General features: G+C 57.3%; 18 protein-coding genes and 3 pseudogenes. 12 read left to right on the top strand and 9 right to left on the bottom strand.

From position 1 onward, the window contains the following. Nucleotides 1–172 precede the first annotated feature (172 nt). Complete coding sequence (locus tag ACZ1GM_RS00300) at nt 173–1,810, bottom strand: ABC transporter permease (RefSeq protein ID WP_472677235.1); 1,638 nt, start codon at nt 1,808–1,810, stop codon at nt 173–175. Nucleotides 1,811–1,863: 53 nt separating this feature from the next. Between ACZ1GM_RS00300 and ACZ1GM_RS00295 the strand changes: the two genes are divergently transcribed. The 3 genes from ACZ1GM_RS00295 (at nt 1,864) to ACZ1GM_RS00285 (ending at nt 4,789) form a co-directional block, all read left to right on the top strand. Further along, complete coding sequence (locus ACZ1GM_RS00295; RefSeq protein ID WP_472677234.1) at nt 1,864–2,919, top strand: ABC transporter ATP-binding protein; 1,056 nt, start codon at nt 1,864–1,866, stop codon at nt 2,917–2,919. A 74-nt stretch (nt 2,920–2,993) separates the two neighbouring features. After that, nucleotides 2,994–4,061 (top strand): Fe(3+) ABC transporter substrate-binding protein, encoded by a 1,068-nt coding sequence (locus ACZ1GM_RS00290; protein ID WP_472677233.1) that lies wholly within the window; start codon nt 2,994–2,996, stop codon nt 4,059–4,061. Nucleotides 4,062–4,066: 5 nt separating this feature from the next. After that, nucleotides 4,067–4,789, top strand: a complete 723-nt coding sequence (locus tag ACZ1GM_RS00285) for a hypothetical protein (protein ID WP_472677232.1) — start codon at nt 4,067–4,069, stop codon at nt 4,787–4,789. 133 nt (nt 4,790–4,922) lie between these two features. Here the strand turns inward: ACZ1GM_RS00285 and ACZ1GM_RS00280 are convergent, their stop codons facing one another. Next, nucleotides 4,923–6,329, bottom strand: coding sequence for an alanine/glycine:cation symporter family protein (locus ACZ1GM_RS00280; protein WP_472677231.1), 1,407 nt, complete (start codon nt 6,327–6,329; stop codon nt 4,923–4,925). A 505-nt stretch (nt 6,330–6,834) separates the two neighbouring features. On the opposite strand from ACZ1GM_RS00280, the gene secE reads away from it, so the two are divergent. After that, nucleotides 6,835–7,041 carry a preprotein translocase subunit SecE gene (gene secE, locus ACZ1GM_RS00275; protein WP_472677230.1) on the top strand — a complete coding sequence of 69 codons (207 nt, stop codon included), beginning with the start codon at nt 6,835–6,837 and terminating at the stop codon, nt 7,039–7,041. Between the two features lie 31 nt (nt 7,042–7,072). Further along, entirely contained in the window at nt 7,073–7,609 is a 537-nt protein-coding gene (gene nusG / locus ACZ1GM_RS00270) for a transcription termination/antitermination protein NusG (RefSeq protein ID WP_472677229.1), read from the top strand. A 21-nt stretch (nt 7,610–7,630) separates the two neighbouring features. On the opposite strand, the gene ACZ1GM_RS00265 is transcribed toward nusG, so the two are convergent. Beyond that, a complete protein-coding gene (locus tag ACZ1GM_RS00265; protein ID WP_472677228.1) occupies nt 7,631–8,395 on the bottom strand; it encodes a hypothetical protein in 765 nt (254 codons plus the stop codon). A gap of 273 nt (nt 8,396–8,668) precedes the next feature. Here ACZ1GM_RS00265 and rplK point away from each other — a divergent pair, with 273 nt between their 5' ends. Together rplK and rplA are read left to right on the top strand one after the other, a co-directional pair. Then, complete coding sequence (gene rplK / locus ACZ1GM_RS00260; protein ID WP_472677227.1) at nt 8,669–9,100, top strand: 50S ribosomal protein L11; 432 nt, start codon at nt 8,669–8,671, stop codon at nt 9,098–9,100. Nucleotides 9,101–9,104: 4 nt separating this feature from the next. Then, nucleotides 9,105–9,803: a 50S ribosomal protein L1 gene (gene rplA, locus ACZ1GM_RS00255; protein WP_472677226.1), complete on the top strand. Its 699-nt coding sequence runs from the start codon at nt 9,105–9,107 to the stop codon at nt 9,801–9,803. Between the two features lie 55 nt (nt 9,804–9,858). On the opposite strand, the gene ACZ1GM_RS00250 is transcribed toward rplA, so the two are convergent. The 5 genes and pseudogenes from ACZ1GM_RS00250 to ACZ1GM_RS00230 form a co-directional block, all read right to left on the bottom strand. Further along, on the bottom strand, nt 9,859–10,101 hold the full coding sequence (locus ACZ1GM_RS00250; protein WP_472677225.1) for a hypothetical protein: 243 nt from the start codon (nt 10,099–10,101) through the stop codon (nt 9,859–9,861). A gap of 40 nt (nt 10,102–10,141) precedes the next feature. Beyond that, nucleotides 10,142–10,825, bottom strand: a complete 684-nt coding sequence (locus ACZ1GM_RS00245) for a polysaccharide deacetylase family protein (RefSeq protein WP_472677224.1) — start codon at nt 10,823–10,825, stop codon at nt 10,142–10,144. 48 nt (nt 10,826–10,873) lie between these two features. After that, nucleotides 10,874–13,855 (bottom strand): DUF2339 domain-containing protein, encoded by a 2,982-nt coding sequence (locus tag ACZ1GM_RS00240; protein ID WP_472677223.1) that lies wholly within the window; start codon nt 13,853–13,855, stop codon nt 10,874–10,876. 82 nt (nt 13,856–13,937) lie between these two features. Further along, nucleotides 13,938–14,698, bottom strand: a pseudogene (locus tag ACZ1GM_RS00235) (competence/damage-inducible protein A). Nucleotides 14,699–14,752: 54 nt separating this feature from the next. Then, nucleotides 14,753–16,261: a flavin-containing monooxygenase gene (locus ACZ1GM_RS00230; RefSeq protein WP_472677222.1), complete on the bottom strand. Its 1,509-nt coding sequence runs from the start codon at nt 16,259–16,261 to the stop codon at nt 14,753–14,755. A gap of 96 nt (nt 16,262–16,357) precedes the next feature. Between ACZ1GM_RS00230 and ACZ1GM_RS00225 the strand changes: the two are divergent. Continuing rightward, a pseudogene (locus ACZ1GM_RS00225) lies at nt 16,358–18,383 on the top strand (TonB-dependent receptor). 18 nt (nt 18,384–18,401) lie between these two features. Here ACZ1GM_RS00225 and ACZ1GM_RS00220 read toward each other — a convergent pair. Further along, nucleotides 18,402–18,731, bottom strand: a complete 330-nt coding sequence (locus tag ACZ1GM_RS00220) for a PilZ domain-containing protein (protein ID WP_472677221.1) — start codon at nt 18,729–18,731, stop codon at nt 18,402–18,404. A 447-nt stretch (nt 18,732–19,178) separates the two neighbouring features. Here ACZ1GM_RS00220 and ACZ1GM_RS00215 point away from each other — a divergent pair, with 447 nt between their 5' ends. From ACZ1GM_RS00215 to ACZ1GM_RS00200, 4 genes and pseudogenes are all read left to right on the top strand, one after another. Next, nucleotides 19,179–19,415, top strand: coding sequence for a hypothetical protein (locus ACZ1GM_RS00215; protein ID WP_472677220.1), 237 nt, complete (start codon nt 19,179–19,181; stop codon nt 19,413–19,415). An 88-nt stretch (nt 19,416–19,503) separates the two neighbouring features. Next, nucleotides 19,504–19,683 (top strand): hypothetical protein, encoded by a 180-nt coding sequence (locus tag ACZ1GM_RS00210; protein WP_472677219.1) that lies wholly within the window; start codon nt 19,504–19,506, stop codon nt 19,681–19,683. A 207-nt stretch (nt 19,684–19,890) separates the two neighbouring features. Beyond that, nucleotides 19,891–20,787: an alpha/beta fold hydrolase gene (locus ACZ1GM_RS00205; RefSeq protein ID WP_472677218.1), complete on the top strand. Its 897-nt coding sequence runs from the start codon at nt 19,891–19,893 to the stop codon at nt 20,785–20,787. A gap of 470 nt (nt 20,788–21,257) precedes the next feature. Beyond that, nucleotides 21,258–23,326, top strand: a pseudogene (locus ACZ1GM_RS00200) (ribonucleoside-diphosphate reductase subunit alpha). Nucleotides 23,327–23,333 lie beyond the last annotated feature (7 nt).

The following is a 23,333-nucleotide window of genomic DNA, read 5'->3' as shown; positions in this document are numbered from 1 at the left end:
ATCTCGGTAATCCAGCGTTGTGGATCGTCATATGTGCATGATGGCCACGCGCATCAAGCGGATGAACGCGCGACTGATTATTGCGGCGCCAAAAGCAGATAATGCCCGCCAGAGCGAGTGTGAAAAGATTGTCGATAAGACAGGGCAGGTTTCGTCAGAGAGCGACCCTGGTTTACTTCCCGGACCGCAAAAGTAGCAAAACCGGGATCAGGCCGAGCAGGATAATCAGCAAGGCCGCTGTCGATGCCTCTGCCAGCCGCTCATCGCTCGCCAAGCGATAGACACGCGTCGCCAGCGTTTCGAGATTGAACGGGCGAAGGATGAGGGTTGCGGGCAATTCGCGCAGCGTATCGATGAATACCAGTGCAGCGCCAGCGGCCAGGCTGAGGCGCAGTTGTGGCAGGTGGATACGTCTAATCACACCGCCTGGCGTCGCGCCGAGTGAGCGTGCTGCGGCGTCCATTGACAATGGTACTTTGGCCATCGCTCCGCTGACACTGTTAAAGGATACCGTGAGGAAGCGGACGGCGAGTGCAAAGATCAGGATCGCGCTTGTTCCGGACAGGATCAGTCCACTGGAATAGCCGAACTGATCGCGCGCAAAGCGCGTGAGCGCTTGGTCAAACCCACCGAGTGGCGCCAGCAAGCCCACCGCCAGCAATGCGCCCGGCAGTGCATAGCCGAGCGTTGCCAATCGGATCGCCACACGGGTTGTGCGGTCTGGCGATTGGCGCTGCGCATAGGCGAGGATGAGGGCAATGACGCTGGCAAGCATCGCAACTGCCAGCGCCAACTTGAACGATGCGGCAGCATAGCGAGACAGCGTCGCCCAGCTTTGTCCGTCACCCACCGTGATTGCGTGATCCACCAGCGCAAGGACCGGGATCGCAAAACCCAGGGCGATTGGGATCAGGCACGCTATGATTGCAACGATTTTTTGCAGCGGGCTTAGCGTCAGCAGGCTGGCTACATCACCAATTTGATCGTGGCTTTCGACCCGGTCGCGTCTGCTCGCCGCCTCCAACCCGATCAAGGCCGCCACAAAGATCAGCATGATCGCGGCGAGTTTGAGTGCGGATTGCTTGTCACCCATGGCCAGCCAGCTGCGGAAAATGCCTGTGCTGAATGTGGGAATGGCGAAGTATTCCGCGACGCCAAAGTCGGCGAGAGTTTCCATCAGGACGAGCGCCAATCCCCCGGCAATGGCTGGCCGTGCGCCGGGCAACGCCACTTTCCAGAATGCGCGCGCCGGTGACAGCCCCAGCGTGCGTGCCGCGCGAAATTGGCTGGCACTTTGCGCGGCAAATGCACTTCGCGCGAGCAGGTAGACATAGGGGTACAGCGTAAAGGCTAGGATCAGCGCTGCGCCCGGCAGACTGCGGATCGCTGGGAAGGTGTACTCGCCAACGCTCCATCCAAAGGCGGTGCGTAGAGCGCTTTGTACCGGCCCAGAGAAACCAAGAATATCAGCGTATATATAAGCAAGGATATAGGCCGGCGAGGCGAGTGGCAGTATCAATAGCCAAGCAAAAATGGCTCGGCCCGGAAACCGCGTGGTCGTCACAAGCCATGCTGTGGAAATACCCACCACCGCCGCAATCGCGCCCACCATTATCATCAGCGCCAGCGTATTCACCAGATATTGTGGCAGGGTCGTTTCGGCCAAATGCGACCAGGCGGCAAAGCCCCCGTCGGTCAAAGACCACAGAACCGCCAGGATCGGGATCGCAGCGAGCAGAGCGAAGGCCAAGGCCGATAGAGTCCACGCGGCACTGCCCCGCGCCACAGGCACAGCTGCGGCTTGAGTCATTGCACTGCCGAGTTGGAAACGCCTAAGGGACGTCAGCATAAAAGGAATACCTGTTGAGCCTCGAATTTCGCCAAATCGCCTATAAGTATGGCAAACATCAAGCCCTTGCGGATATCAATCTCACTGCGCCTGCGGGGAAAATCACTTGCCTGCTCGGTGCGTCGGGTTGCGGGAAGACGACTTTGCTCAACCTCGCTGCGGGTATTTTAGCGCCGCAACAGGGCAGCATTCACGTGGGAGAGGCGCTGCTTGCTGATACACGAACTGCACCTCCACCAGAACAGCGTCCGGTGGGCCTGGTATTTCAGAATGGCGCTTTGTTTCCGCATATGACGATTGCGGAAAATATAGGGTTTGGTCTTGGCAAAGGCGCCGATACGGGCAGCGTGGTTGAGACGTGGCTGTCGAGGATTGAGCTTGATGGGCAGGGGCACCGCTATCCCAATACGCTGTCCGGTGGTCAGCAGCAGCGCGTCGCGCTGGCCCGCGCAATGGCACCGCAACCCGAAATCCTGTTGCTGGATGAACCCTTCGCCAGCGTTGATATCACATTGCGTCGTAGCCTCCGGCGCGATTGCCGTCGCTTGCTGAAAGAGCGTGAGGCGACCGCGATCATGGTCACCCATGATCCGGAAGAGGCGATGGATATTGGAGACTATATCGCGGTGATGGAGGCCGGTCGGATCATTCAGATGGACACGCCTGCACGACTTTATGATGCGCCGCAGAGCGCACAGGTCGCGATGCTGTTTGGCGATGCGCAAGTGATTTCTGCGGAGGCCAAGGATGGCATGCTGGTGACGCCATTTGGTGATTGGCGGGTTGATTGCTTGCGTGAACCGGCCAAAGTGGAAGCTCACGCATTGGTTGAGCTGGTTGTACGCAAAGGCGCACTCGCTTTGAGCGCTACCAAGAATGGCCTCGTCATTGAGGATGTTCGACGGGCGGGTGTGCTTCAGGAGATAACGCTTGCCAATCAGCATGGAGAGAGGGTTGCATTGACGCAGGAAAGCGGCGCTTTCACGCTGGCTGATGGTGAGATGGAGAATGGCAAGTGGGCAGTCACGCCTCGCGCCGGATCCGTTATGGCATTTCCGACCAAAACATGAGTGACAGACATAGCGCTTGCACTTATTGTTGATATTGATAATGAGTTGCAAGAATGATTAAGGGAAGTTGGGAAATGCGTGGATTTGTTGGTCTTGGGGCGTTGTCTTTCGCGGCTACGGCAATGCTGGCTGGATGTTCGCCAAGTGAGGAAGATAGCGCCAGCGGCGCGGACCTGTCCGACGTTGAGATCACTGGCGAAGTAAACCTCTATTCTTCGCGCCACTACGATACGGACCTCGCGCTCTATGATGATTTTACGCGTGAAACCGGCATCCGGGTTAACCGCATCGAAGCGGATGCCGACGCTCTTATCGAACGCGTCGTCAGCGAAGGCGAATTCAGCCCTGCGGACCTGCTGATCACGGTCGATGCGGGCCGTCTTTGGCGTGCAGAAGAGGCCGGGATTCTCGCGCCGGTCGACTCTGAAATTCTGACCGAGCGCGTTCCAGACTATCTGCGTCATCCCGATGGCCTTTGGTTCGGCCTTTCGACCCGCGCCCGTGTGATCATCTACAACAAAGAAGCTGGCGCCCCCGAAGGCCTGGACAGCTATGTCGATCTTGCTGATCCGGCGTGGAAGGGCGACATTTGCGTGCGCTCGTCCTCCAACATCTACAACATCTCACTGCTCGCGAGCATCATTGCCAACAATGGTACCGAGGCCGCGCGTAAGTGGACGCGCGGTGTAGTTGCCAATTTCGCGCGCGATCCGCAGGGCAATGACACGGCCAATATCGATGCGGTGGCTGCAGGCGAATGTCGCCTGTCAATCGTCAACACATATTACCTCGCCCGTTATGCCGGCGGTGATGAGGCTGAGCAGGCCAAGTTCGACAAGGTTGGCGTGATTTTCCCTGACCAAGGCGGAGCTGGCACGCATGTCAATGTTAGCGGAGCGGGCGTCATTAAGTCCGCACCGAACCGTGAAAACGCCGTTCGTTTCCTGGAGTATCTGACCGAAAATTCGGCTCAAGCGTACTTTGCCAATGGCAATAACGAGTATCCGGTTGTTGAAGCGGTCGAGGCCAATTCCGCAGTCGAGGCCATGGGTGACTTCAAGCCCGATACGCTCAACGCGGCGGAGCTGGGCAAGAACTCGGCTGAGGCTGTGCGGATCTTCGACTCAGCTGGATGGAGCTGAGAAGTATGCGGCGCATAGGCGCCCCGTTCGCACTGGTGGTGTTGGCCGCAGGTCTGCCTGGCTGTTCCGATCCCACCGAAGAATACGTTAGCATCGACGAAACCTCGTCGGCGGGTGAAAGCGATATTGGCGCGCTCCCTCTGCCCCAGCGGCTGGTTTTTATGTCGGGCCATGTCGAGGCAGGACTTGCCCTCTATCGCGCTGGCGAAGTGAAGGCAGCGGCCCCCCATTTGCTGCACCCGGTATCAGAGATGCACTCCGCAGAACGTGCGGGTTTGGAAGAGCTTGGCTTTGACGCTGCGATATTCGCGGCGGTCTCCGACGCTCTGGAAGAAGGCAAACCGGCGAGTGAGATCGCACCACAGCTTGCGGCAGCCGAGGCCAACCTGAATCAGGTGCGCGGCAAGGCTGGCGGCGATGATGCGGAACTTATCCGCTTTCTGTTAGACACGGCAGTTGAGGAGTACACCCTAGCCGTGACCGATGGTGTGGTGACTGACCCGGCAGAATATCAGGACGCTTGGGGCTTTCTTGTGGTCGCTCATAAAATTGCCGCCAATTATGAAAGTGGGCACGCCGATGCGGTGCGCAGCGGACTTGAAGGGATGCTTGCACTTTGGCCAGATGGTGCGCCCATTCCACCGGCGGAACCTGCATCTGCCGAGGACGTGTCTGCCCTAGCATCAAAGGTCGCCTTGGCGCTGCCGCTGGCACAAACGGCCAACTAAGCAGCACCTATTTACAGGATAAATGTGGTGTGAGCAGCTGGCGCGCGCCATATATAGTGCCCGTATATCGTGCATCGGGCGCGCGGCCAGCCACTCACGTCTCTCCTCTCCCGAGAGCTCTAAAACCGTTGACCTAATATTCGTTCGGCTCTTCCGGCGTGTCAACCGTATGTGTTGGGCCAGCGGTTTTGTCACCTTGAGCCAGCTTGAACACCACACCTGACAGCAGCATGAGCGCGAGGAGGTTTGGCAGGGCCATCGCCGCATTGGAGATATCGCCCAAACGCCAGACCAGCGTTAGATCCTGCGTGGAGCCGATATAGATGACCACGCACCACAGAACACGCCAGATCATGTGCAGCACCTTCTCACCGCCCCGTGTTGAGCCTGGGATGCGATCATAAATGAATGTGATCGCCCGCTCGCCGTAATAGCTCCAGGTGAGCAGTGTGGTGAACACGAACAGGATCAGCGCCGTCGATGCAACGAGCGTCCCTACCGGTATCGTGAACACTTCCAATGGGAATGCCGCAGCAAATGCGCCGCTGGTCATTGCGAACCCTTCCAGGTCAGAATTCCAGGCGTGAGCGACTTGCTCACCGCCGCCAGTAAAGTCACCCTGAACGGTCAGGATCACTAGCGCGGTCATCGTGCAGATGATGATCGTATCAATAAATGTGCCGAGCATGGCCATGCGGCCCTGCTGACGCGGATCATTGGTCTGCGCGACTGCGTGTGCCATTGGCGTCGAACCCTGACCTGCCTCGTTGGAGAACAGCCCGCGCGCAACACCCGCGCGAATGGCCAACGCGATTGCTGCTCCGACAAATCCACCCGTCGCCGCCTGAGGGTTAAACGCCCCGTTAAAAATCAGGCCGAATGTGGCGGGAATGTCTGACGCGTTCAGGATCAGCGCGATCAGCGCCATCACGATGTATGTGGCCGCCATGAACGGAATGACCTTCTCCGCCACGTTACCGATGGATTTAATCCCGCCGATAATCACGATGAACACCAGCACAGCGACGATCAGGCCGCCGAGCCATTCTTCAATACCGAACAGCTCGTTCAGACCATCGGCGACAGCGTTCGCCTGAATTGAGTTGCCGGTGACCATGGCGGAGAACAGCGTGCCGAGGCAGAACAGGATCGCCAACCACGTCCATTTTGGCCCCAATCCCATCATGATGTAGCTCATCGGTCCGCCGCGATAGACACCGTCTGATGTCTTTTCACGATACCGGATCGCCAAAGAACCTTCAGCGAAAGCCAGCGCCATGCCGATTAGTGCGGTGATCCACATCCAGAAGATTGCGCCCGGTCCACCCAGCGCGATCGCGGTCGCGACCCCGGCCAGATTGCCAGTGCCCACTTGTCCGGAAAGCGCAGTCGACAGCGCTGCAAAAGGCGAAATCTCGCCATCACCTTCGCCCTTGCGGCCAGCGAATAACCCTTTGAACGCACTGCCCAGCTGACGGATCGGATAGAATTTGAGGCCGGCCATAATGTACAGGCCGACCCCCAAAAGGATGATTGTCATCGGTGGGATGGGTTGCCCGCCAATGGAGAGCCAGCTGACAAGCTCTCCGTTCCAGGTGCCCCCCAGATAAAGTCGGAGACATTGGTTACTCGGTCGATCAGTGAGACTGATCCTGCGTCAGGTGCGGCCATGTAATTCGGGTTCCCTCAAACGTCCCTTATTCTGGCGGCGTACGCTAGAGCGGTCGAGTCGCCTTGGCTAGAGTGTAGTTTGTGGTCTTCTTCCTTCGCCCTTCCACCCGGAGGCTGCTGAAATCCCATCCGGGTGGCTGTCCTCAAGTAGCGAAGCGATATGACATAAAGCGGGTGGAGGGCGCAGGTGGTTCGGATCCTAAACAAAAGACTCTCTCTTGCTTTTGCATTATCCGCGTCCTACATGCGCAGCCGTCTTCCGACATTGCAATCAGGCCAGCCCCTCCCGAACCCTTGTTCGGGGCGGCGAAAATCCCTACCTGAAAGACAGTGTCGCCGTAGGGCGAATGAGTTGTAAAACAGGACCACATGTCATGGCCGAAAAGTCTGGAAAAACATCGCCGGCTGAATTCGTCAATCAAGTGCGTACGGAAACGCGCAAGGTTGTCTGGCCGACGCGTGAGGAAACGATTCGCACTGCCATTTTCGTGTTCATTATGATGGTCGTGCTTTCGCTGTTTTTCCTCGCGATCGATACCAGCTTTGGTGCGGTCGTCCGCTGGCTTCTCACGCTCCTCTAATTTTTAACTGCATCACTGATCAGGACGCATTATGGCACGCTGGTACATCATCCACGCTTATTCTGGATTTGAGAAAAAGGTTCGCGACGCGATCCTTTCAGAGGCGGATCGCCTCGGCCTTGCCGATGGCGTGGAAGAAGTTGAGGTGCCCACCGAGACTATTACCGAGGTAAAGCGCGGCAAGAAGGTTCAGGTCGAACGCAAGTTTATGCCTGGCTATGTGCTGGCTAAGCTGAAAATGACCGATGATATCTATCACCTGGTCAAGAACACGCCGAAAGTTACTGGCTTTCTGGGCAATGATAACAAGCCGCAGCCGATCAGCGAAAAAGAGGCTGCGCGCTACTTTGGCGGTGTTGAAGAGGCGAAAGCTGCACCCAAGAAACAGATCAGTGTCGATTACGAGATCGGCGATCAGATCAAGGTTCTCGACGGGCCGTTTGCAAGCTTCAACGGCGTTGTCGAAGAGCTTGATTTCGACAAGCAGAAGGTCAAGGTGTCGGTGTCGATCTTTGGCCGCGCTACGCCGGTTGAGCTGGAATTTGAGCAGGTCGAACTGGTTAAGTAAGCCCGCTGCTGCGCTCTGATTTCAGGGTGCTAGCTGTTCCAGATTTGCGTTGCAGGAATACTGCGTTCCGCCATTCTGTATACACATAGTCACAGCGAATTCTGCGGCCATATCATATGAGTAGTTAGCTGCAGCACCAACCTGCCCGCAAACTTCTGGCCCGGATGGGCAGCAATTGCTGCAATAGGTCCGCATGGCGACCAAGTTCTCGGCAAACTCAAACTCGCGATTGTATGGGTTCATAAGGAAGCCCGGTGCGGGAACAAATGTGGTGTTGCCGCTTAGCTCTAACGTTTCCTCGGGTGTCGGAGTTGGCGTTGGTTCTGGTGTTTCGGGGTCCACGGGATTGACTGCGGTTTCTGTCGGTGTGGGCGAAGGTGTCGCCGTTTCCGTTGATGTCGGCGTGGGTGATGGAGAAGGCGCGTCGCCGAATACCTGCGCGCCGAAATACGCGAACAGCAAGGCGAGGACAAATACCGCTGCGCCGCCACTTGCCTTTAGATCAACACCGAAGGGCTTTACCTGCTTGCCATCAATTTCGAGCGCGTGTGGAAGCAGGACCGTGGCCAGAATGCCGCTTCCCAATGCGGTTACGAGCGCCCCCAACGCACGTTCCATCCCGCTCATGCCGGTTTCGCCATCGGGGATGACCATGCTGAGACCAAAAATCAATAAAACCAGACCGACCAGCACTGTGCCGAATTTTCCCAGAGCGCCAGATCCGGAATTGGCTTTGTCGCCTGTGTCGGTCTGCGGCTCATCAGTCGATGTGGTTTCGTCAGTCATCAGGCGGGTTCCTCATTCACAATTGTGTGCCATTCTTCTCTGGCGACCCGCGATTTTCTTTGCCGCTTATCATGACTTGCGCAAATGCCTCAATCCCCCCGATCAATTGGGAGTATTTCGCTTGCAAATCACGCCAATTTCGCTATTCGCGCCGCTTCCTTCGAGAGATCGATGGAATCTCGCGCGGGAGGCACACCGCAAGGTGCGCTGTTTGACCGCTTAACATGAGCTTTCGGCTAGCCCCGTTAGCGACAGTGTGAAAGGAGGCCTCTCATGGCCAAGAAGATTGACGGCTATATCAGCCTGCAAGTGCCCGCTGGCACTGCAAACCCATCCCCACCGATCGGCCCTGCTCTGGGTCAGCGCGGCGTCAACATCATGGAATTCTGCAAGGCGTTTAACGCCGCGACGCAGGACATGGAAAAGAACGCGCCGATCCCGACCAAGATCACGGTTTATGCCGATCGCAGCTTTACCTTTGTCACCAAGACGCCGCCTGCCAGCTACATGCTGAAGAAGGCTGCCAAGCTAAAATCAGGTTCTGGCGAGCCGGGCAAGGTTGTTGCTGGCTCAGTCAAGAAGAGCCAGGTGAAGGAAATCGCTGAGGCCAAAATGGTGGACCTCAACGCAAACGATATCGATCAGGCTATGAAAATCATCGAAGGCTCTGCCCGTTCGATGGGCCTCGAAGTGGTGGAGGGCTGATCCGATGGCTAAACTGAACAAAAAACAAAAAGCGCTCGCTGAGAAGCTCGAGGCGGAAAAGCACTATACCGTTGATGAAGCGATTGCGACGCTGAAGGAATATGGCAGCAAGAAGTTTGACGAAACCGTCGAACTTGCGATCAATCTGGGTGTTGACCCACGTCACGCCGACCAGATGGTTCGCGGCATGATCTCTCTGCCAGCTGGCACGGGTAAAGACGTGAAAGTCGCTGTGTTTGCCAAGGGCGACAATGCTGACAAGGCAACCGCCGCTGGTGCCGACAAAGTTGGCGCAGAAGACCTTATGGAAGACATGCAGGCTGGCAATCTTGATTATGATCGCGTGATCGCAACGCCTGACATGATGGGTGTCGTTGGCCGCTTGGGTAAAGTGCTTGGCCCGAAAGGTCTGATGCCGAACCCGAAGCTGGGCACGGTGACGCCGAACGTGGAGCAGGCCGTGAAGGACGCCAAGGGTGGTCAGGTTGAATTCCGTGTCGAGAAGATGGGCATCATCCACTCAGGCATCGGCAAGCTGTCTTTCAAAGACACTGACCTGAAAGCCAACTTCGAAGCGCTGACGCAAGCGATCGTGAAGGCTAAGCCATCAGGCGCGAAGGGCAAATATGTGAAGAAGGTATCCATCACCTCGACCATGGGCCCAGGCCTCAAGGTTGATCTGGCTGAAGTAGAGGGCGCGTAAGTCCTTTCCTTCCTAGCTAAGTTAAGAGGGGCTCTCTGGAAACGGAGGGCCCTTTTTATGTGTGACCTAGTTTAGCCGCGCCCAAACCGCGCATTGCCAATCGCCTGTTCGGCAATTCGTGCGGTACCGTGCGCAACGGGTTTTTTGGCAGGTCGGCGGCACCGGTTTGTTCGCCCAATATGGGCGGGCGCGAGGCAAAGGTCGCGCTTGTCGCTCCGGGCGTTTCCTGAATCGCCTGACAGAGTTTCTCGAAACGGCGTCGTACAATTGTGTTTGCGCGGCTGCGGTCACGGCTCATCAGCTCAAAGCTGTGCGAGACTATGTTGAGCAGCCCGATGTCATGTGACGCCGCGTGTTTGACGTACCGTGGCCATTTCCCAGCCTGACAATGCCGTGACCTGTGCGTGCCGTAGCTTGCCCATGCTGCGTACGGTACCCACGGGCACCTCCAAAACACCACAATGCTCGACAACGCTGCGATCCTCGCTCGTCAGTGAAATGTGGCAATCGGAGTTTACAATGCCGGGCACATGGCTGCTGTCATAGGCAAAGCCAAGCTGAGCAAGCGCCCGCAGCGTATCGTCATTCGCACCATAATTGCCTGCTCTAAATGCGGTCGGTGGCGGCGCGCCAGCTTCGATCAAGAAGCCACGCGCAAGCTCTAAGAGGGTGACTTGATCCTCCAAGGCGAAGTCGCCAATATTCCTGCCGGTCCGACCGGGCAGGGGATTGTCCGCCCCTGCAAGCTCCAACCACTCTGTATGCATGTGCAATTGAGCATCATGGCCGCGTTGAATGATGGGTTCGACAATCGCGGCGATTGCAGGCACGCCCCAGATCAGCGCGGGCATGGGATCGACGAAAAACACACCCTTGCAGCCATACCGATCCATAATCTCCATTTGCGCGAATACGCCAACCGCTCCCTGCGGCGTTTCGCAGGATATTGAGCGCGCAAAGTTCTCCTGCTGACTGGCGGTGTTTGGTCCACGCGCCAGACCGTACCGAATACTCGGTATCAATCGTTATATAGACCGCCGTCATAGCCCCGGCGAACTATCCCAAATGGGTTAAGATATGGCTTGCTCCGCCTCTGGTTCTTTGCGCGATCCCAACAGGCGGGAATAGACCCAGCCAATGCCGATCAGGCTGAAGCCCAAGGCCATGAAGCTTGCGATGCGCAGCAACCCTTCGAGACCCGCGGCATCAATCAGGAATACCTTTGCTACTGCGAGCACCATCAAGACCATCGACCCGATGCGCCAGCTTCGCTTGCCTGTCTTCGCACCCCAAGCAAGGAAGCCGATAGCAACCACAATACCCAGTAGCGAACGAAGGAGGTCTTCGGTGCCACTCATGGGTACTGGTGGCATGATCGATCCTGCGAAAATCTGGCGTAGCAGTGTAAGCGCCAGCATGAAGATCAGGGTCATCGCTATCGGTTCAACGGCAATCCGACCGCGACCCAGCCATTCGCCGCCGATCCGGCTGAATTGATAAAGCGCCGCGAGCGCCACGGCATATGCGGCCAAGGCAAGATTCGCGATGGGGACTTGGCCGACCGCTTGCTCAGTCCACAGTGGATTGTGCAGCACAAAGGTGAAGATCGCGAAGTGTGCAAGCGATAGGCCGACTAGCGCCGTGCCGATCAAACGCGCGTCGTCTCGTTTCACGAAATGCGCCAGCGCGCTGCCTGCCGCCAGTAACCCAGCTTGCCAGATTGTACGTTCCAGCAGTCCCATATCGACAAACTGCGTAACGGTCTCAAGCGCGAAGATCTGTTTGTAGAGCGCATGCAGACCGATGATCGACACCATTCCACCAAGACCTATGAATATCCGCTGGTTCCAAGTCCGATCGCTTTCACGCATGATTGCAATCCAAAGCGCGGCTGCGGCGAAGGGGGCGAGCTGTATGAAGACATCCAGCGTCATCGGGAGATCAACCGACAGCATGGGATCACCAAACAGCGTCTCAATGCCATCTTCCAGCCAATCAAGCGATGGAATCAGCGCCCATAGCCCGGCGATGGTCGCAAACGTATTTGAAAGCGCGCGTCGCTCGCTCAATTGCCACGCGGCGGCGATAGCAAGCAGAGCGGCTGACCAAGCCAAAGTGTTTCCGGGCAACAGCTGAGCCAGCGCGACGTAGCCGAACAGGGCGGCTGCGATTTCCCCGATCGCCCGCCGTGCGCGGCCATCGTCCAGCCACGCCATCGCTGCGGCGGGCGCAATAGCGGCGATCCACCGCAGCGCGCTCACTATGCTCCACGCATGATAATCCTCGCCAAACCCGCGAGCGATTTCGTCGAATACGATTGTATCGTCCGCCAACACACTCGCTGCAGATACAACCGAACCGAACCACGCCAGATCGCGCAGCGGTGCATCTCGTTTGCGTGTCCAGAGGTAAACCAGAACGCCCGCGATTGGCGCGGCGGCAAAGGGATAGAATTGCGGATCAAGCGCAATCATCGCACCGCCAAGAGCGACAGCAGCAGCGCTCGCCAAGGTTGCCACCATAACGCTGATCGGATGGTGTTCGCGCCTCCATATCTGCCATGCCGCCAGCGCCGGGATGGTTGCTATTGTGAATACGCCCGCTGCGAGCATCCACCGCGTGTTGCCTGCCATGGCAAAGCCGAACTGATGCCATGAGGGGAATGCAAGTGCTGGCGCGATCAGAGCGATTTGCCACAGATCAAAGCTGCGCTCGTCCCGGCGCAGAATGAGTGCAAGCGGCACGATCAGCGTGATCACCGCGATCGCTGCGGCTACCATTGCGAATTCCCGGCCTATCGGTTCTGGCCAGAGCAACAGAAGGCTGACACCAACTGCCGCGACGATGCCATTGGCTTCGCGCATTGCTGGGTTGCGCCATGAGAGGAATGCGATGGCTGCGGCGAGCAGCAGGTACAGGCCCCATGTCAGGGGCGCGAACCCTGCCTCGAATACGAGCGCTGCCATTTGCAGACTGGCAATCGCGGTCGCGGCGAGTCTTTGCCACGGACGGTCTGACAGGCTTGAGAGCAGCAATGGGATCATCGCGCCAAGGCCAACGATCAGCAGGCCGACCGAAGCAATCGCGCTGGTCCCTTCCACCCCGCTTACGAGCAGCACCGTGCCCCATAGGAAGCCGCCTGCGAGTGACGCAATGCCGAGCCATGGGCGGCTTTGTCGCTCGCCAGTATAGGCCAGTCCAGCAGTTACGAGGCCCAGATAGACTGTGAGAAGAGGGATGTTGGGCTCAGCGCTGGTAACCAGCGCAGGTGCGGCGAAACCGCCGACCAGCCCCAGGATCGCGCAGGGCAAACCATAGCGATAGGATAGAGCGATCGCGCCTGCGGTGACCGCGGCCAGACCGGCAAAGGCCACGCCTGCTCCGATCAGGCCATAGGCTGTTCCAGCCAGATAAAACGCGGCGTAGAGTGTTGCGAGACCTGCGCCAGCAAGCGCTTGTCGTACGCGGGGATCCGCCAGACGTTCTTCAAAGCGGTGAGCGAGTTCAGCCGCGGCAAGCAGAGCGAAGCCAAACAGGAAGCTGAGCGCCACGCGGACAGTCGGTGAAAGCAGACCCTGTTCAATCGAGTAAATGACCAGGAAAATGCCCGAGATCGCCAGAGCAATCCCGCCTGCCCAGATCGACAGCCGCCGACCGACCAATTCTTCAAAATCAAAGCTGAAGCGATCGAAGAGGCTGGCCTTTTCGGCTGGAGCTTGGCTGACTGGTGCAGGCACGGCCATTGCTGGCTCAGCCTCTGGTGCCTCAGTTGAAGGTCCCTCAGCCGGATCAGTCTCTACAGGCTCTTCAGTGACAGTCTCTTCCGGAATCGCATTGCGCTTGACAATGGTGACACCCGATGCGCGCGCTACGACTGGCGTGTCGGTTGTGTCGGTGGTTTCAATGTCCTCTATCTGGGGCTCATTCGGTTCTGTGATCGTACCCGCTTGCGGTGCTGCACCCCGCTCATCCAGCAGGTATTTGAGCGTATCGAGCTGCTGCTCAAGGCCTTTAACACGCTGCCAAAGGATTATGAGCGCGTACCGTGCCAACGACGAGAAATATCAGTTCCAAGAAGAGCTCCCCACCCGGATCAGTCTAGCTGCAAGGGCAGGTCTTGCAAGCGGATGTCCGTCAGATGCCGCCAGGAGTGAAGTCCAGCCCGAGCCGTTCCCAGCCCATCGCATAGCGTATCGACACAGCTTTTCAGGTCCGCTTCGCTCGTCGAACGGATGACGAAATTTGCGCCGACCTTGCCATCGCGAAAGAAGGGATAGCTACCGATCTGGCAGCTTTCATGCGCCTGCTCGACTTCGCGCAGAAGGTCAGCCACTTCGCTTTCCGGAATCCAGCAGCCAACCGTTTCAGACAGCAGCGGTGCGCCGCCCTCCAGCGTGCCGGTCAATGCGTCGAGCATACCGGCGGTGATATGCGGCACACCGGCCATCAAATGAATGCTGCCGATCTTGATTCCGGGCGCGCCCGACATGCGGTTGGGGATCAGCTCGGCACCTTGGGGAACCCGCGCCATGCGCAATCGCGCCTCGTTCAATCCACCGGGCTTGTCAGCATAGTACCGCTCCAGCATTGCCCGCGCCTCTGGATGCACGACCACTTCGACGCCTAACGCATGAGCCACGGCATCGACGGTAATGTCGTCATGCGTTGGCCCGATGCCCCCGGTTGTAAAGAGATAGTCATTGTCGCTGCGCAGCGCGTTGACCGCGTACCGCTATCGTATCGATCACATCGGGGACCACCCGTACTTCGGCAAGGCGGATGCCCTGAACCTGCAGCCAGCTGGCCACTTGTGCGATATTTTTGTCATGCGTCCGGCCAGAGAGAATCTCATCGCCAATGACAAGCAACCCAGCGGTATAGATGCGTTCGCTCATAAGGTGGCAGGTAACGTGCCTTCGCGGTGAATGCTATTCATTTGCTTGCTGATGTTACTGCGCAGCTTGCAATTGTTCCTCTGCCGTATGGGCATTGTCACCGATTGCCCGGAACGCCAGCAAGCCATCGTCAACCGGCTCACTGGTCATACGCTTGCGGTCAGCGACATATTCCTGATTAAGCCGCCATGGATATTCGACCGCATTTTTGGGCATGATGTCTTTGCCGCGCTGAATATAACCGGAAGAAAAGTCGAATATGTCATCCTCTTCCAATGCCGCTTCCATGGCTGGTGTCAGCACGGGCTCGGCGATTTCTGAGCCACTTTTCCGCATATGCTCAAGCACTCGGCAGACGTAATCGGAGTTGATGTCCGCGCGCAAAGTCCAGCTCGCATTGAGATAGCCAAACACCACCGCCATGTTTGGCAGGTTTGAGAACATACAACCCTTGTAATAATATCGCTGAGACAGATCGACCGGTTCACCTTCTTGCATCAGTGCGATTTTGCCTGCGACTGCCAGTTTCAGGCCGGTTGCCGTTACAATGATGTCAGCCTCAAGGAAGTCGCCCGACTTGAGCCGCACCCCGCCTTTCTCAAATGCTGCGATATGTCCGGTAACGACGCTCGCTTTGCCAGCATTCATGGCCTCGAACAGGTCAGCGTCCGGCACCAGGCAAAGCCGTTGATCCCATGGATCATAGGGCGGGGTAAATGCTGCCTCGTCATAGTCTGGGCCCAGCGATTTCACGATTGCCTTCTTGATGGATTTCTTGACCCGCTCTGGCTTGTTCCGTGCCATTTTGAACGAGAAATCCTGCATTCGGATATTCTTCCAGCGTGTGATTTTGTACGCTGTCTTTTCGGGCAGAACCTTGCGCAGGAAATTCGCAAGCCCATCCTTTGCTGGGCGCGAGAACATCCATGTCGGTGTGCGCTGAAGCATCGTCACGTGCGCCGCTTTGTCGGCCATGGAGGGGACGATGGTAACTGCGGTCGCGCCGCTGCCGACTACCACCACTTTCTTGCCAGCATAGTCCAGATTGTCGGGCCAGAACTGCGGATGGATCACTTGGCCATTGAACTCGCCGAACTCAAAACCGGGATCATATGGCTCGTCATAATCGTAATAGCCTGAGCCGAGATAAAGCCAGTTGGCCGTCAGCAGTTTGCGCTCACCATCCTCCAGCTCAAGCGTAACATGCCAGCGCGCATCGCTGCTGCGCCAGTCCGCTGAAATCACCTTATGGCCGAAGCGGATATGTTTGCGAATGTCCCGTTCATCAACGATCCGATGCAGATAGCTCATAATGTTGGGCCCATCGGCGATGCTTTTTTCATGCCGCCACGGCTCAAAATCAAAGCCCAAAGTGTGCATATCGCTGTCAGAGCGAATTCCGGGATATCGGAACAGGTCCCAAGTCCCGCCAATCTCATCACGCCGTTCAACAATCGCAAAACTGTGATGTGGTGCTTTTTGCTGCATATGCGCGGCCATACTGATGCCGGATATTCCTGCACCGACGATCAATACGTCGAAATCGGTCGCGCCATTTGTCATTGCGTGTCTCTCCCAAGTTACGTGAACGTAACGCAGAGTCGACCGGAGCACCAGCCCCGTTGCATTGCGCAACTCACTTGGGCTAGCGGGCGCGTTATGAACTCCGTCAAATTGATATTGCTTTCGACTGCCGCACTCGCCGCTCCGCTCACAGCGCAAGAGGGTGAGGATTCCTTGCAAACAAACACCGCGGTCACAATTGTTGTGACGGGCGAAGGGCTGGAGCAAACGCCGGGTTCGCCCGCCTATTCTGAGCGCGAGCTGGATCGTGAGCAGATTGTTACTGCGCCGTCGGGGCGAATTGAAGACGCACTGGGTGCGGTGGCCGGATTTCAGCAGTTTCGCCGCTCAGACAGTCGCTCTTCCAATCCCAGCGCACAAGGTGCAACGCTCCGTGCATTGGGCGGCAACGCGACCAGTCGCGCGCTGGTCTTGCTGGATGGTGTTCCACTGTCAGATCCTTTCTTTGGTTACATTCCTTTTAGTGCGATTGCGCCCGAGCGCCTGGGGTCAATCCGCGTTACGCGCGGCGGCGGGTCCGGTCCATTTGGCGCGGGTGCGCTTGCAGGCACAATCGAATTGGAAAGTGCAGGTCCGGGCGATAGCAGCCCGCTAACAGCAAGCCTGCTTGCCAATGATCGCGGCGGTACCGAAGCTAGCGCGACGGCCAGCGGCAAACTGGGCGCGGGGTTTGCCTCGGCCAGTGTGCGATGGGACCGTGGGCAGGGTTTCTTTACGACGCCAACCGATCAGCGCGTCCCTGCGAGCGCGCGGGCCGCCTATGATAGTTGGTCAGCGAGCGTGCGGGGCGTTGCCCCTCTCACCGGCTCGGTCGAATTGCAGGCGCGCGGTCTGGTTTTTGAAGACCGCCGGACTTTGCGGTTTGAAGGGGCTGACAGCTCATCGCGCGGGGCCGATGCCAGTATACGTCTGGTTGGCACTGGCGATTGGGAATTTGATGCGGTTGCGTATCTGCAGGCGCGAAACTTCTCGAATATTGTGATTAGCTCGACCCGCTTTGTGAAGGTGCTCGACCAGCGCAACACGCCGTCCACTGGCCTGGGTGGCAAGTTTGAGCTGCGCCCTCCCGTGGGCCAGGATCATGTCCTGCGGCTGGGTGTCGACTATCGACAATCCGATGGCGAGCTGCAGGAAGATGCCTTCAGCGCATTCACCGGCAATTTGCGCGAACGGCGCCGGGCGGGCGGGACGAATAGCGACCTTGGCCTCTTCATTGAAAATGACTGGACGCTTGGTGCTCTGGTTCTGACCGGCGGTTTGAGGGCTGATCTCACGCGCATTGAAGACGGCTTTTTCGAGGCACGCGATGCAGGCAACGTGCTGGTGAGCGAAACGAGAGCGGAGGACCGGTCCGACTGGAGCCTGTCTTATCGTGCGGGCGCATCATATAACATTGGTGATCAATTGCGGCTGCGCGGTGCGCTCTATCGCGGACTTCGTCTGCCGACTTTGAACGAGTTGTACAGGCCTTTCGTGGTCTTCCCGGTGGTGACGCAAGCCAATGCAGCGTTGGAGAATGAGCGGCTGGAAGGCTTCGAAGCTGGGCTCGACTGGAATCCGGCTCGATGGCGTGGAGTTTACCCTCACTGCGTTTGATAACCGCGTCGAAGGGGCCATCGCTAATGTGACGCTGGAGCCAAATCTGCGCCAGCGTCAGAACTTGCCCGCGATTGAGGCGCACGGGATTGAGCTGGGTGCGAGGGTTAAACGCGGGGCGTTCAGGTTTGACGGCACTGTGGCATTTACAGACGCGCAAGTTGATGGTGAGGGGGCATCAGCTGCCCTCGACGGCAATCGGCCCCCACAAACACCACGCTGGGCCGCCTCTGGCACGGTGTCATGGAAACCTGCTGATGGCTGGCTGGGTGCCGTCACTTTGCGCCACGTCGGTAAGCAATTTGAGAGCGATCTGGAAACCGGCGTTCTGCCCGCGGTGACAACGCTCGGAGCCTATCTGCAGGCGCCATTGCTTGATCAGTTTTCGTTAGTCTTGCGTGGAGAGAACCTGACAGATGAGCGTATCGTGACGCGCAATTCCGGTGGCGCGATTGATCTGGGCGCTCCGCTGACGGTGTGGGCGGGAATTCGTTACGGGTTCTAGTGGAGTATAGAACGCCGGTTAACCGTTAGGTCGGTCCAGTTGATCCATTGTTTTCACGATGTGATCGAGCACACTTTGATGAAGGGGCTGCTCAAATTCGACGCCAACCGTGCTTTTGTCGCGCCAGCGGATATGCGCAGAAATTGGTCCGATATGGCCGACGCGGAACAGGACGGTCGATCCAATCTCCAAGACAGAAAACTTGTCGAAGAACCGACAGCCGGTCTCTGAAATGTCTTTGATCCAGATGTCACGCGATACGCCCACGCGCGAACGATAGCGGCCTGCCACTTGGACGACGTGACGCTCCTCGCGGCGCATGCCATTTTCGCTTTTGCTGTCGCTCACCAAACCCTCACGCGCAATGCTTCAAACTCTGCGGCTATCCTATCGAATGCACGCCTGCTGATCTAAATCAAGTTCCTAACAACACTTTTACGATAAATGGTAAGCGAAATCCTTAAGCCGGATTGCGGGAGAATGCCAATCGCCGCGAACTGTGGGCTTTTGCGAGGGCGTTGTGAGGCGTACTTGCAATTGATCGGGTCTCATTGCGCCTTCATCGGAAATAATCTGCTGCTCAAAGTTTCACAGTTGTAATTTTCTGTCTCATTCGCTCATCTGAGATTGGAAACGCGGTCATCATTGTAGACCCCCAAGGAACCCATGGTGGCCCGTTTCCGATCGACCATTTCTGCCGCTGCACGAGCGAATTCGGGTTTTCCGGTTCGGGACTGAGCTCGGCACTTTGGTCTCAGATGGCCGATCATCCAACGTCAATGGAAGGATGATCTAATGAACACACTTACCAAATTTGCGCTTGCCTCGGGCGGCGCTTTCGCACTCGCCTTAACCTTTTCAACTCCAATCGCCGCGGGCACATCCGAAGATATTCTGGTGACTTCGCCAGTCGAGATGGAAAGCTGGCGCCAAACCGCGACACGCGATCTCAACCGCAAACTGGCTTTGGCCGACAAATACGGCAAGGGGCGCTCGGTACGAAGGGATCGTCCAGGTCCGTTTCACGCTTGATGCCAATGGTACGCCCACCAATCTAAGGACATACGCCAACACAGCGGGCCCGGTCGGTGAACGTGCCGCGAAATGGGCGGTGCGGCGGATGCGCAGCCTTGATGATGCGCCAGTTACAAATGTCGAAGGGCGGATGTTTCAGGCGAACGTGATTTTCGCCAAAGGCATGCAGCAGAAAGAACAACTGATTGCACAGCTTGCCAAGTCAGAACGAACGCGTCTGGCCGTTGCTGGCGGCGCTGATCAAGTGATCCAGCTCGGATACTAGTCGGTCACCAAAACAGAATTAGGGTCATGGCCCTAATGGGTGCCAAGGTTGGCGGCACTCAATCCCCTGCAGCGCCGTCTTGCGCCTGATTGTCAGGCCTGAGGCGGCGCTGCTCAACGTGCGGGCTGCTTCGGCTTTCTTGCTATGCCAGCGCGAATTGTCCATGCTCGCAGCAGCTTAGCAGACAACGATTTGGGGCAGGACAGTATGGCGCAGGTTCAAGCGAACGGGATCACCATCGAATATGATGATCGCGGCGATCCGAACCATCCAGCCATGTTGCTCATCATGGGGTTTGGCGCGCAATTGACGCTTTGGCCTGATGAACTGGTTGATGCATTGGTCGCTCATGGATTCCGCGTGATCCGCTATGACAATCGCGATGTCGGGCTCAGTCACAAATTTGATGGGGTGAAAGCGCCCGGCCCGATCAAGCTGACGATCCTGTCGAAGCTGGGGTTTGCGCCCAAGGTACCTTACACGCTCGCCGATATGGCCGCTGACGGCATAGGCCTGCTCGATGCGCTCAGGATTGACCGCGCGCATATTGTCGGCGCGAGCATGGGCGGGATGATCGGTCAGCATGTGGCGGCAAAGTATCCTCAGCGCTGCCATTCCTTCACCTCGGTTTTCTCGACCACTGGTAACTCCAAGCTGCCTCAGGCGGATCGAGAGGCGATCAGGGCGTTGACTACTCGGCCTGCGAGCACTGACGAAGATGTCATGGTCGCGCATGGCATTAAGCTGGCGAAAGCTATTGGTTCACCGGGTTACCCGGCTGACGCACAAAGGCTGGAAGAGCGCGTGCGCAAGTCAGTCCGGCGCAGTGTCTATACCGAAGGGCCGCTGCGCCACATGGCGGCGATCATTGCAGATGGTAACCGCGCAGAGATGCTGAAGACGATCAGTGTTCCGACGCTGGTTCTGCATGGAGAGGCTGATCCTCTGGTTAAAGTTGAGGGCGGGCGAGAGACAGCGGCTCTAATCCCGAATGCACAACTCAAAACCATTCCGGGTTGGGGGCATGATTTGCCGATGGAATTGGTTGATGAGATTTCCGATGCGATTGCCGCGCATGCGAAATCGACGGCGGTTGCAGCCTGAACAATAGGTCTCGACGTGCGGCAATCTTGATTCAAAAATTGCGCGTTCGGATTCGTTTGATTCAAACCCCTGAAAAGAACTTTTGCCCGCAAAAATTTTTTCGCAGATTCATTTTGGGGGTTGCACGTTCGCAAAGTCCAGCTTTCTCCACGCGTCGCGGCGTTGCAGCAAGATAATACACCTCGCTTTTGCGCGTCCAATCGATGTTAATTCCGTAGTAACCCTCTTGCGCTCGAATCGTGTTTGATTCAGTATCTAGTGGTTAGTTGGTTCGGGGTGCCCACAATACCTAGTGTTTTGCCGATGAACGCCCATATCAGGGTGAAGGGGAGATTCGGTCCGTTAGGGGGCGCCTTTGGGGAGAAAAACTGGATAAGTTTTCGACCCGGTGGACCACAAATTTGCTAGGTAGGACACATCCTGCCGAGTCGAACACATAGTGAACTTTGAGACCAGGAGCGGGGCGAGAAATGGAATTCAGAAGCGGAGATGAAGTGGCGATGGATCTCGAGACAGAGACACAGACTTCTGAAGCGAGCGCGACACCCAACAAGGCTGCCGACAAGGGCGCCAAGAAAGCAGTGAACATGCAGGCCACCGATAAGGGTAGCGAAGAGCTGGTCGACCAAAGCGCTATTGACGCGAAGGTGGGCGAAGCCATGACGGGCGCAATCGCTGAAGCAGCGAAGGCTGCTGCTGAAGGCGATTCGAGCAAGAAAGTGCTGGATCGTCGTTTCGACGTGCAGATTGATGAGAGCCGCGACGCCAATCTGACCGAATTCGGCAAGGAGACGCTGACAGATCGCTATTTGCTGCCCGGTGAAGGCTATCAGGATCTGTTCGCGCGCGTGGCCGATGCCTATGCAGACGATGCCGAACATGCTCAGCGCCTGTATGACTATATCTCGCGCCTTTGGTTCATGCCGGCTACGCCTGTGCTTTCGAATGGCGGCACGACACGCGGCCTGCCGATCAGCTGCTACCTTAACTCCGTTTCCGACAGTCTTGATGGGATCGTCAACACATGGAACGAGAATGTCTGGCTCGCTTCCAAGGGCGGCGGCATCGGCACCTATTGGGGTAATGTGCGCGGCATTGGAGAGCCGGTCGGCCTGAACGGCAAGACCAGCGGTATCATCCCATTTGTACGCGTGATGGACAGCCTGACACTGGCAATTTCGCAGGGGTCGCTGCGGCGCGGTTCGGCGGCGTGCTATCTCGACGTATCGCACCCGGAAATTGAGGAGTTCCTCGAAATCCGCAAACCATCAGGCGACTTCAACCGCAAGGCGCTCAACCTGCATCATGGCGTTCTGCTGACCGATGAGTTCATGGAGGCAGTTCGCGCAGGCGAAGACTTTGATCTTAAATCACCCAAGACCGGCGAAGTGCGAAGCACCATTAACGCGCGCAGCCTGTTCCAGAAGCTGGTGGAATGCCGCCTGGCCACGGGCGAACCTTACATCGTCTTCTCAGACACAGTGAACCGCATGATGCCCAAGCATCACCGCGAGCTGGGCCTGAAAGTGTCGACCTCGAACCTGTGCAGCGAAATCACCCTGCCAACCGGTATCGATCACCTTGGCAATGACCGCACGGTACCGTGTGCTGCCTGTCATCGCTCAACCTTGAAAAATGGGATGAGTGGAACGAGGAGAAGCAGTTCATCGAGGACGTGATGCGCATGCTCGATAACGTGCTGCAGGATTACATTGACCGCGCACCTGACGAGATGGCGCGCGCGAAGTATTCCGCCATGCGCGAACGCAGTGTCGGCATGGGCGTGATGGGCTTTCACTCATTCCTCCAGTCCAAGAATATCGGCTTTGAAAGCCCGATGGCGAAGGTCTGGAACGAGAAGATGTTCAAGCACATTCATGGCAAGGCATGCGAAGCCTCCATGTTGCTCGCGCAAGAACGCGGCGCGTGCCCGGATGCCGAAGAAATGGGCGCGATGGAGCGGTTCAGCTGCAAGATGGCAATTGCCCCGACTGCATCGATTTCAATCATTTGCGGCGGCACCTCGGCGTGTATCGAGCCAATCCCGGCGAACATTTACACGCACAAAACACTGTCGGGCAGCTTCATCGTCAAGAACCCGTATCTTGAGAAATTGCTCGATAAGAAGAGCAAGAATTCCAACAATATCTGGAATTCAATCCTCGAGCATGGCGGCAGTGTCCAGCATCTCGACTTCCTGACGACAGAGGAAAAGGCGACGTTCAAGACCAGCTTTGAAATTGATCAGCGCTGGCTGCTCGAATTCGCCGCCGACCGCACGCCTTATATCGATCAGGCGCAGTCGCTGAACCTGTTCATCCCGGCTGATGTCGACAAATGGGATCTGATGATGCTGCACTTCCAGGCGTGGGAGAAAGGCATCAAGTCGCTCTATTATCTCCGTTCGAAATCTGTGCAGCGCGCGGGCTTTGCCGGCGGGGTAGAGGCGGACAATACTTCAGAGGCGCCGGAGATTGAGCTGAAAGCGGAGCTGGGCGAACAGCAAACCGATTATGAGGAATGCCTGGCCTGTCAGTGATGGACGA

This window comes from Qipengyuania sp. JB2-7, assembly GCF_055693485.1.
This window is presented reverse-complemented; position numbering and strand designations above follow the sequence as displayed.

Excerpts from the sequence above, each read along its gene's own strand:
- ACZ1GM_RS00300 (WP_472677235.1), bottom strand. The coding sequence starts at position 1,810 with ATGACTCAAGCCGCAGCTGTGCCTGTGGCGCGGGGCAGTGCCGCGTGG.
- ACZ1GM_RS00290 (WP_472677233.1), top strand. The coding sequence starts at position 2,994 with ATGCGTGGATTTGTTGGTCTTGGGGCGTTGTCTTTCGCGGCTACGGCA.
- ACZ1GM_RS00285 (WP_472677232.1), top strand. The coding sequence starts at position 4,067 with ATGCGGCGCATAGGCGCCCCGTTCGCACTGGTGGTGTTGGCCGCAGGT.
- ACZ1GM_RS00280 (WP_472677231.1), bottom strand. The coding sequence starts at position 6,329 with ATGACAATCATCCTTTTGGGGGTCGGCCTGTACATTATGGCCGGCCTC.
- secE (WP_472677230.1), top strand. The coding sequence starts at position 6,835 with ATGGCCGAAAAGTCTGGAAAAACATCGCCGGCTGAATTCGTCAATCAA.
- nusG (WP_472677229.1), top strand. The coding sequence starts at position 7,073 with ATGGCACGCTGGTACATCATCCACGCTTATTCTGGATTTGAGAAAAAG.
- ACZ1GM_RS00265 (WP_472677228.1), bottom strand. The coding sequence starts at position 8,395 with ATGACTGACGAAACCACATCGACTGATGAGCCGCAGACCGACACAGGC.
- rplK (WP_472677227.1), top strand. The coding sequence starts at position 8,669 with ATGGCCAAGAAGATTGACGGCTATATCAGCCTGCAAGTGCCCGCTGGC.
- rplA (WP_472677226.1), top strand. The coding sequence starts at position 9,105 with ATGGCTAAACTGAACAAAAAACAAAAAGCGCTCGCTGAGAAGCTCGAG.
- ACZ1GM_RS00250 (WP_472677225.1), bottom strand. The coding sequence starts at position 10,101 with ATGAGCCGTGACCGCAGCCGCGCAAACACAATTGTACGACGCCGTTTC.
- ACZ1GM_RS00230 (WP_472677222.1), bottom strand. The coding sequence starts at position 16,261 with ATGACAAATGGCGCGACCGATTTCGACGTATTGATCGTCGGTGCAGGA.
- ACZ1GM_RS00215 (WP_472677220.1), top strand. The coding sequence starts at position 19,179 with ATGAACACACTTACCAAATTTGCGCTTGCCTCGGGCGGCGCTTTCGCA.
- ACZ1GM_RS00210 (WP_472677219.1), top strand. The coding sequence starts at position 19,504 with ATGCGCAGCCTTGATGATGCGCCAGTTACAAATGTCGAAGGGCGGATG.
- ACZ1GM_RS00205 (WP_472677218.1), top strand. The coding sequence starts at position 19,891 with ATGGCGCAGGTTCAAGCGAACGGGATCACCATCGAATATGATGATCGC.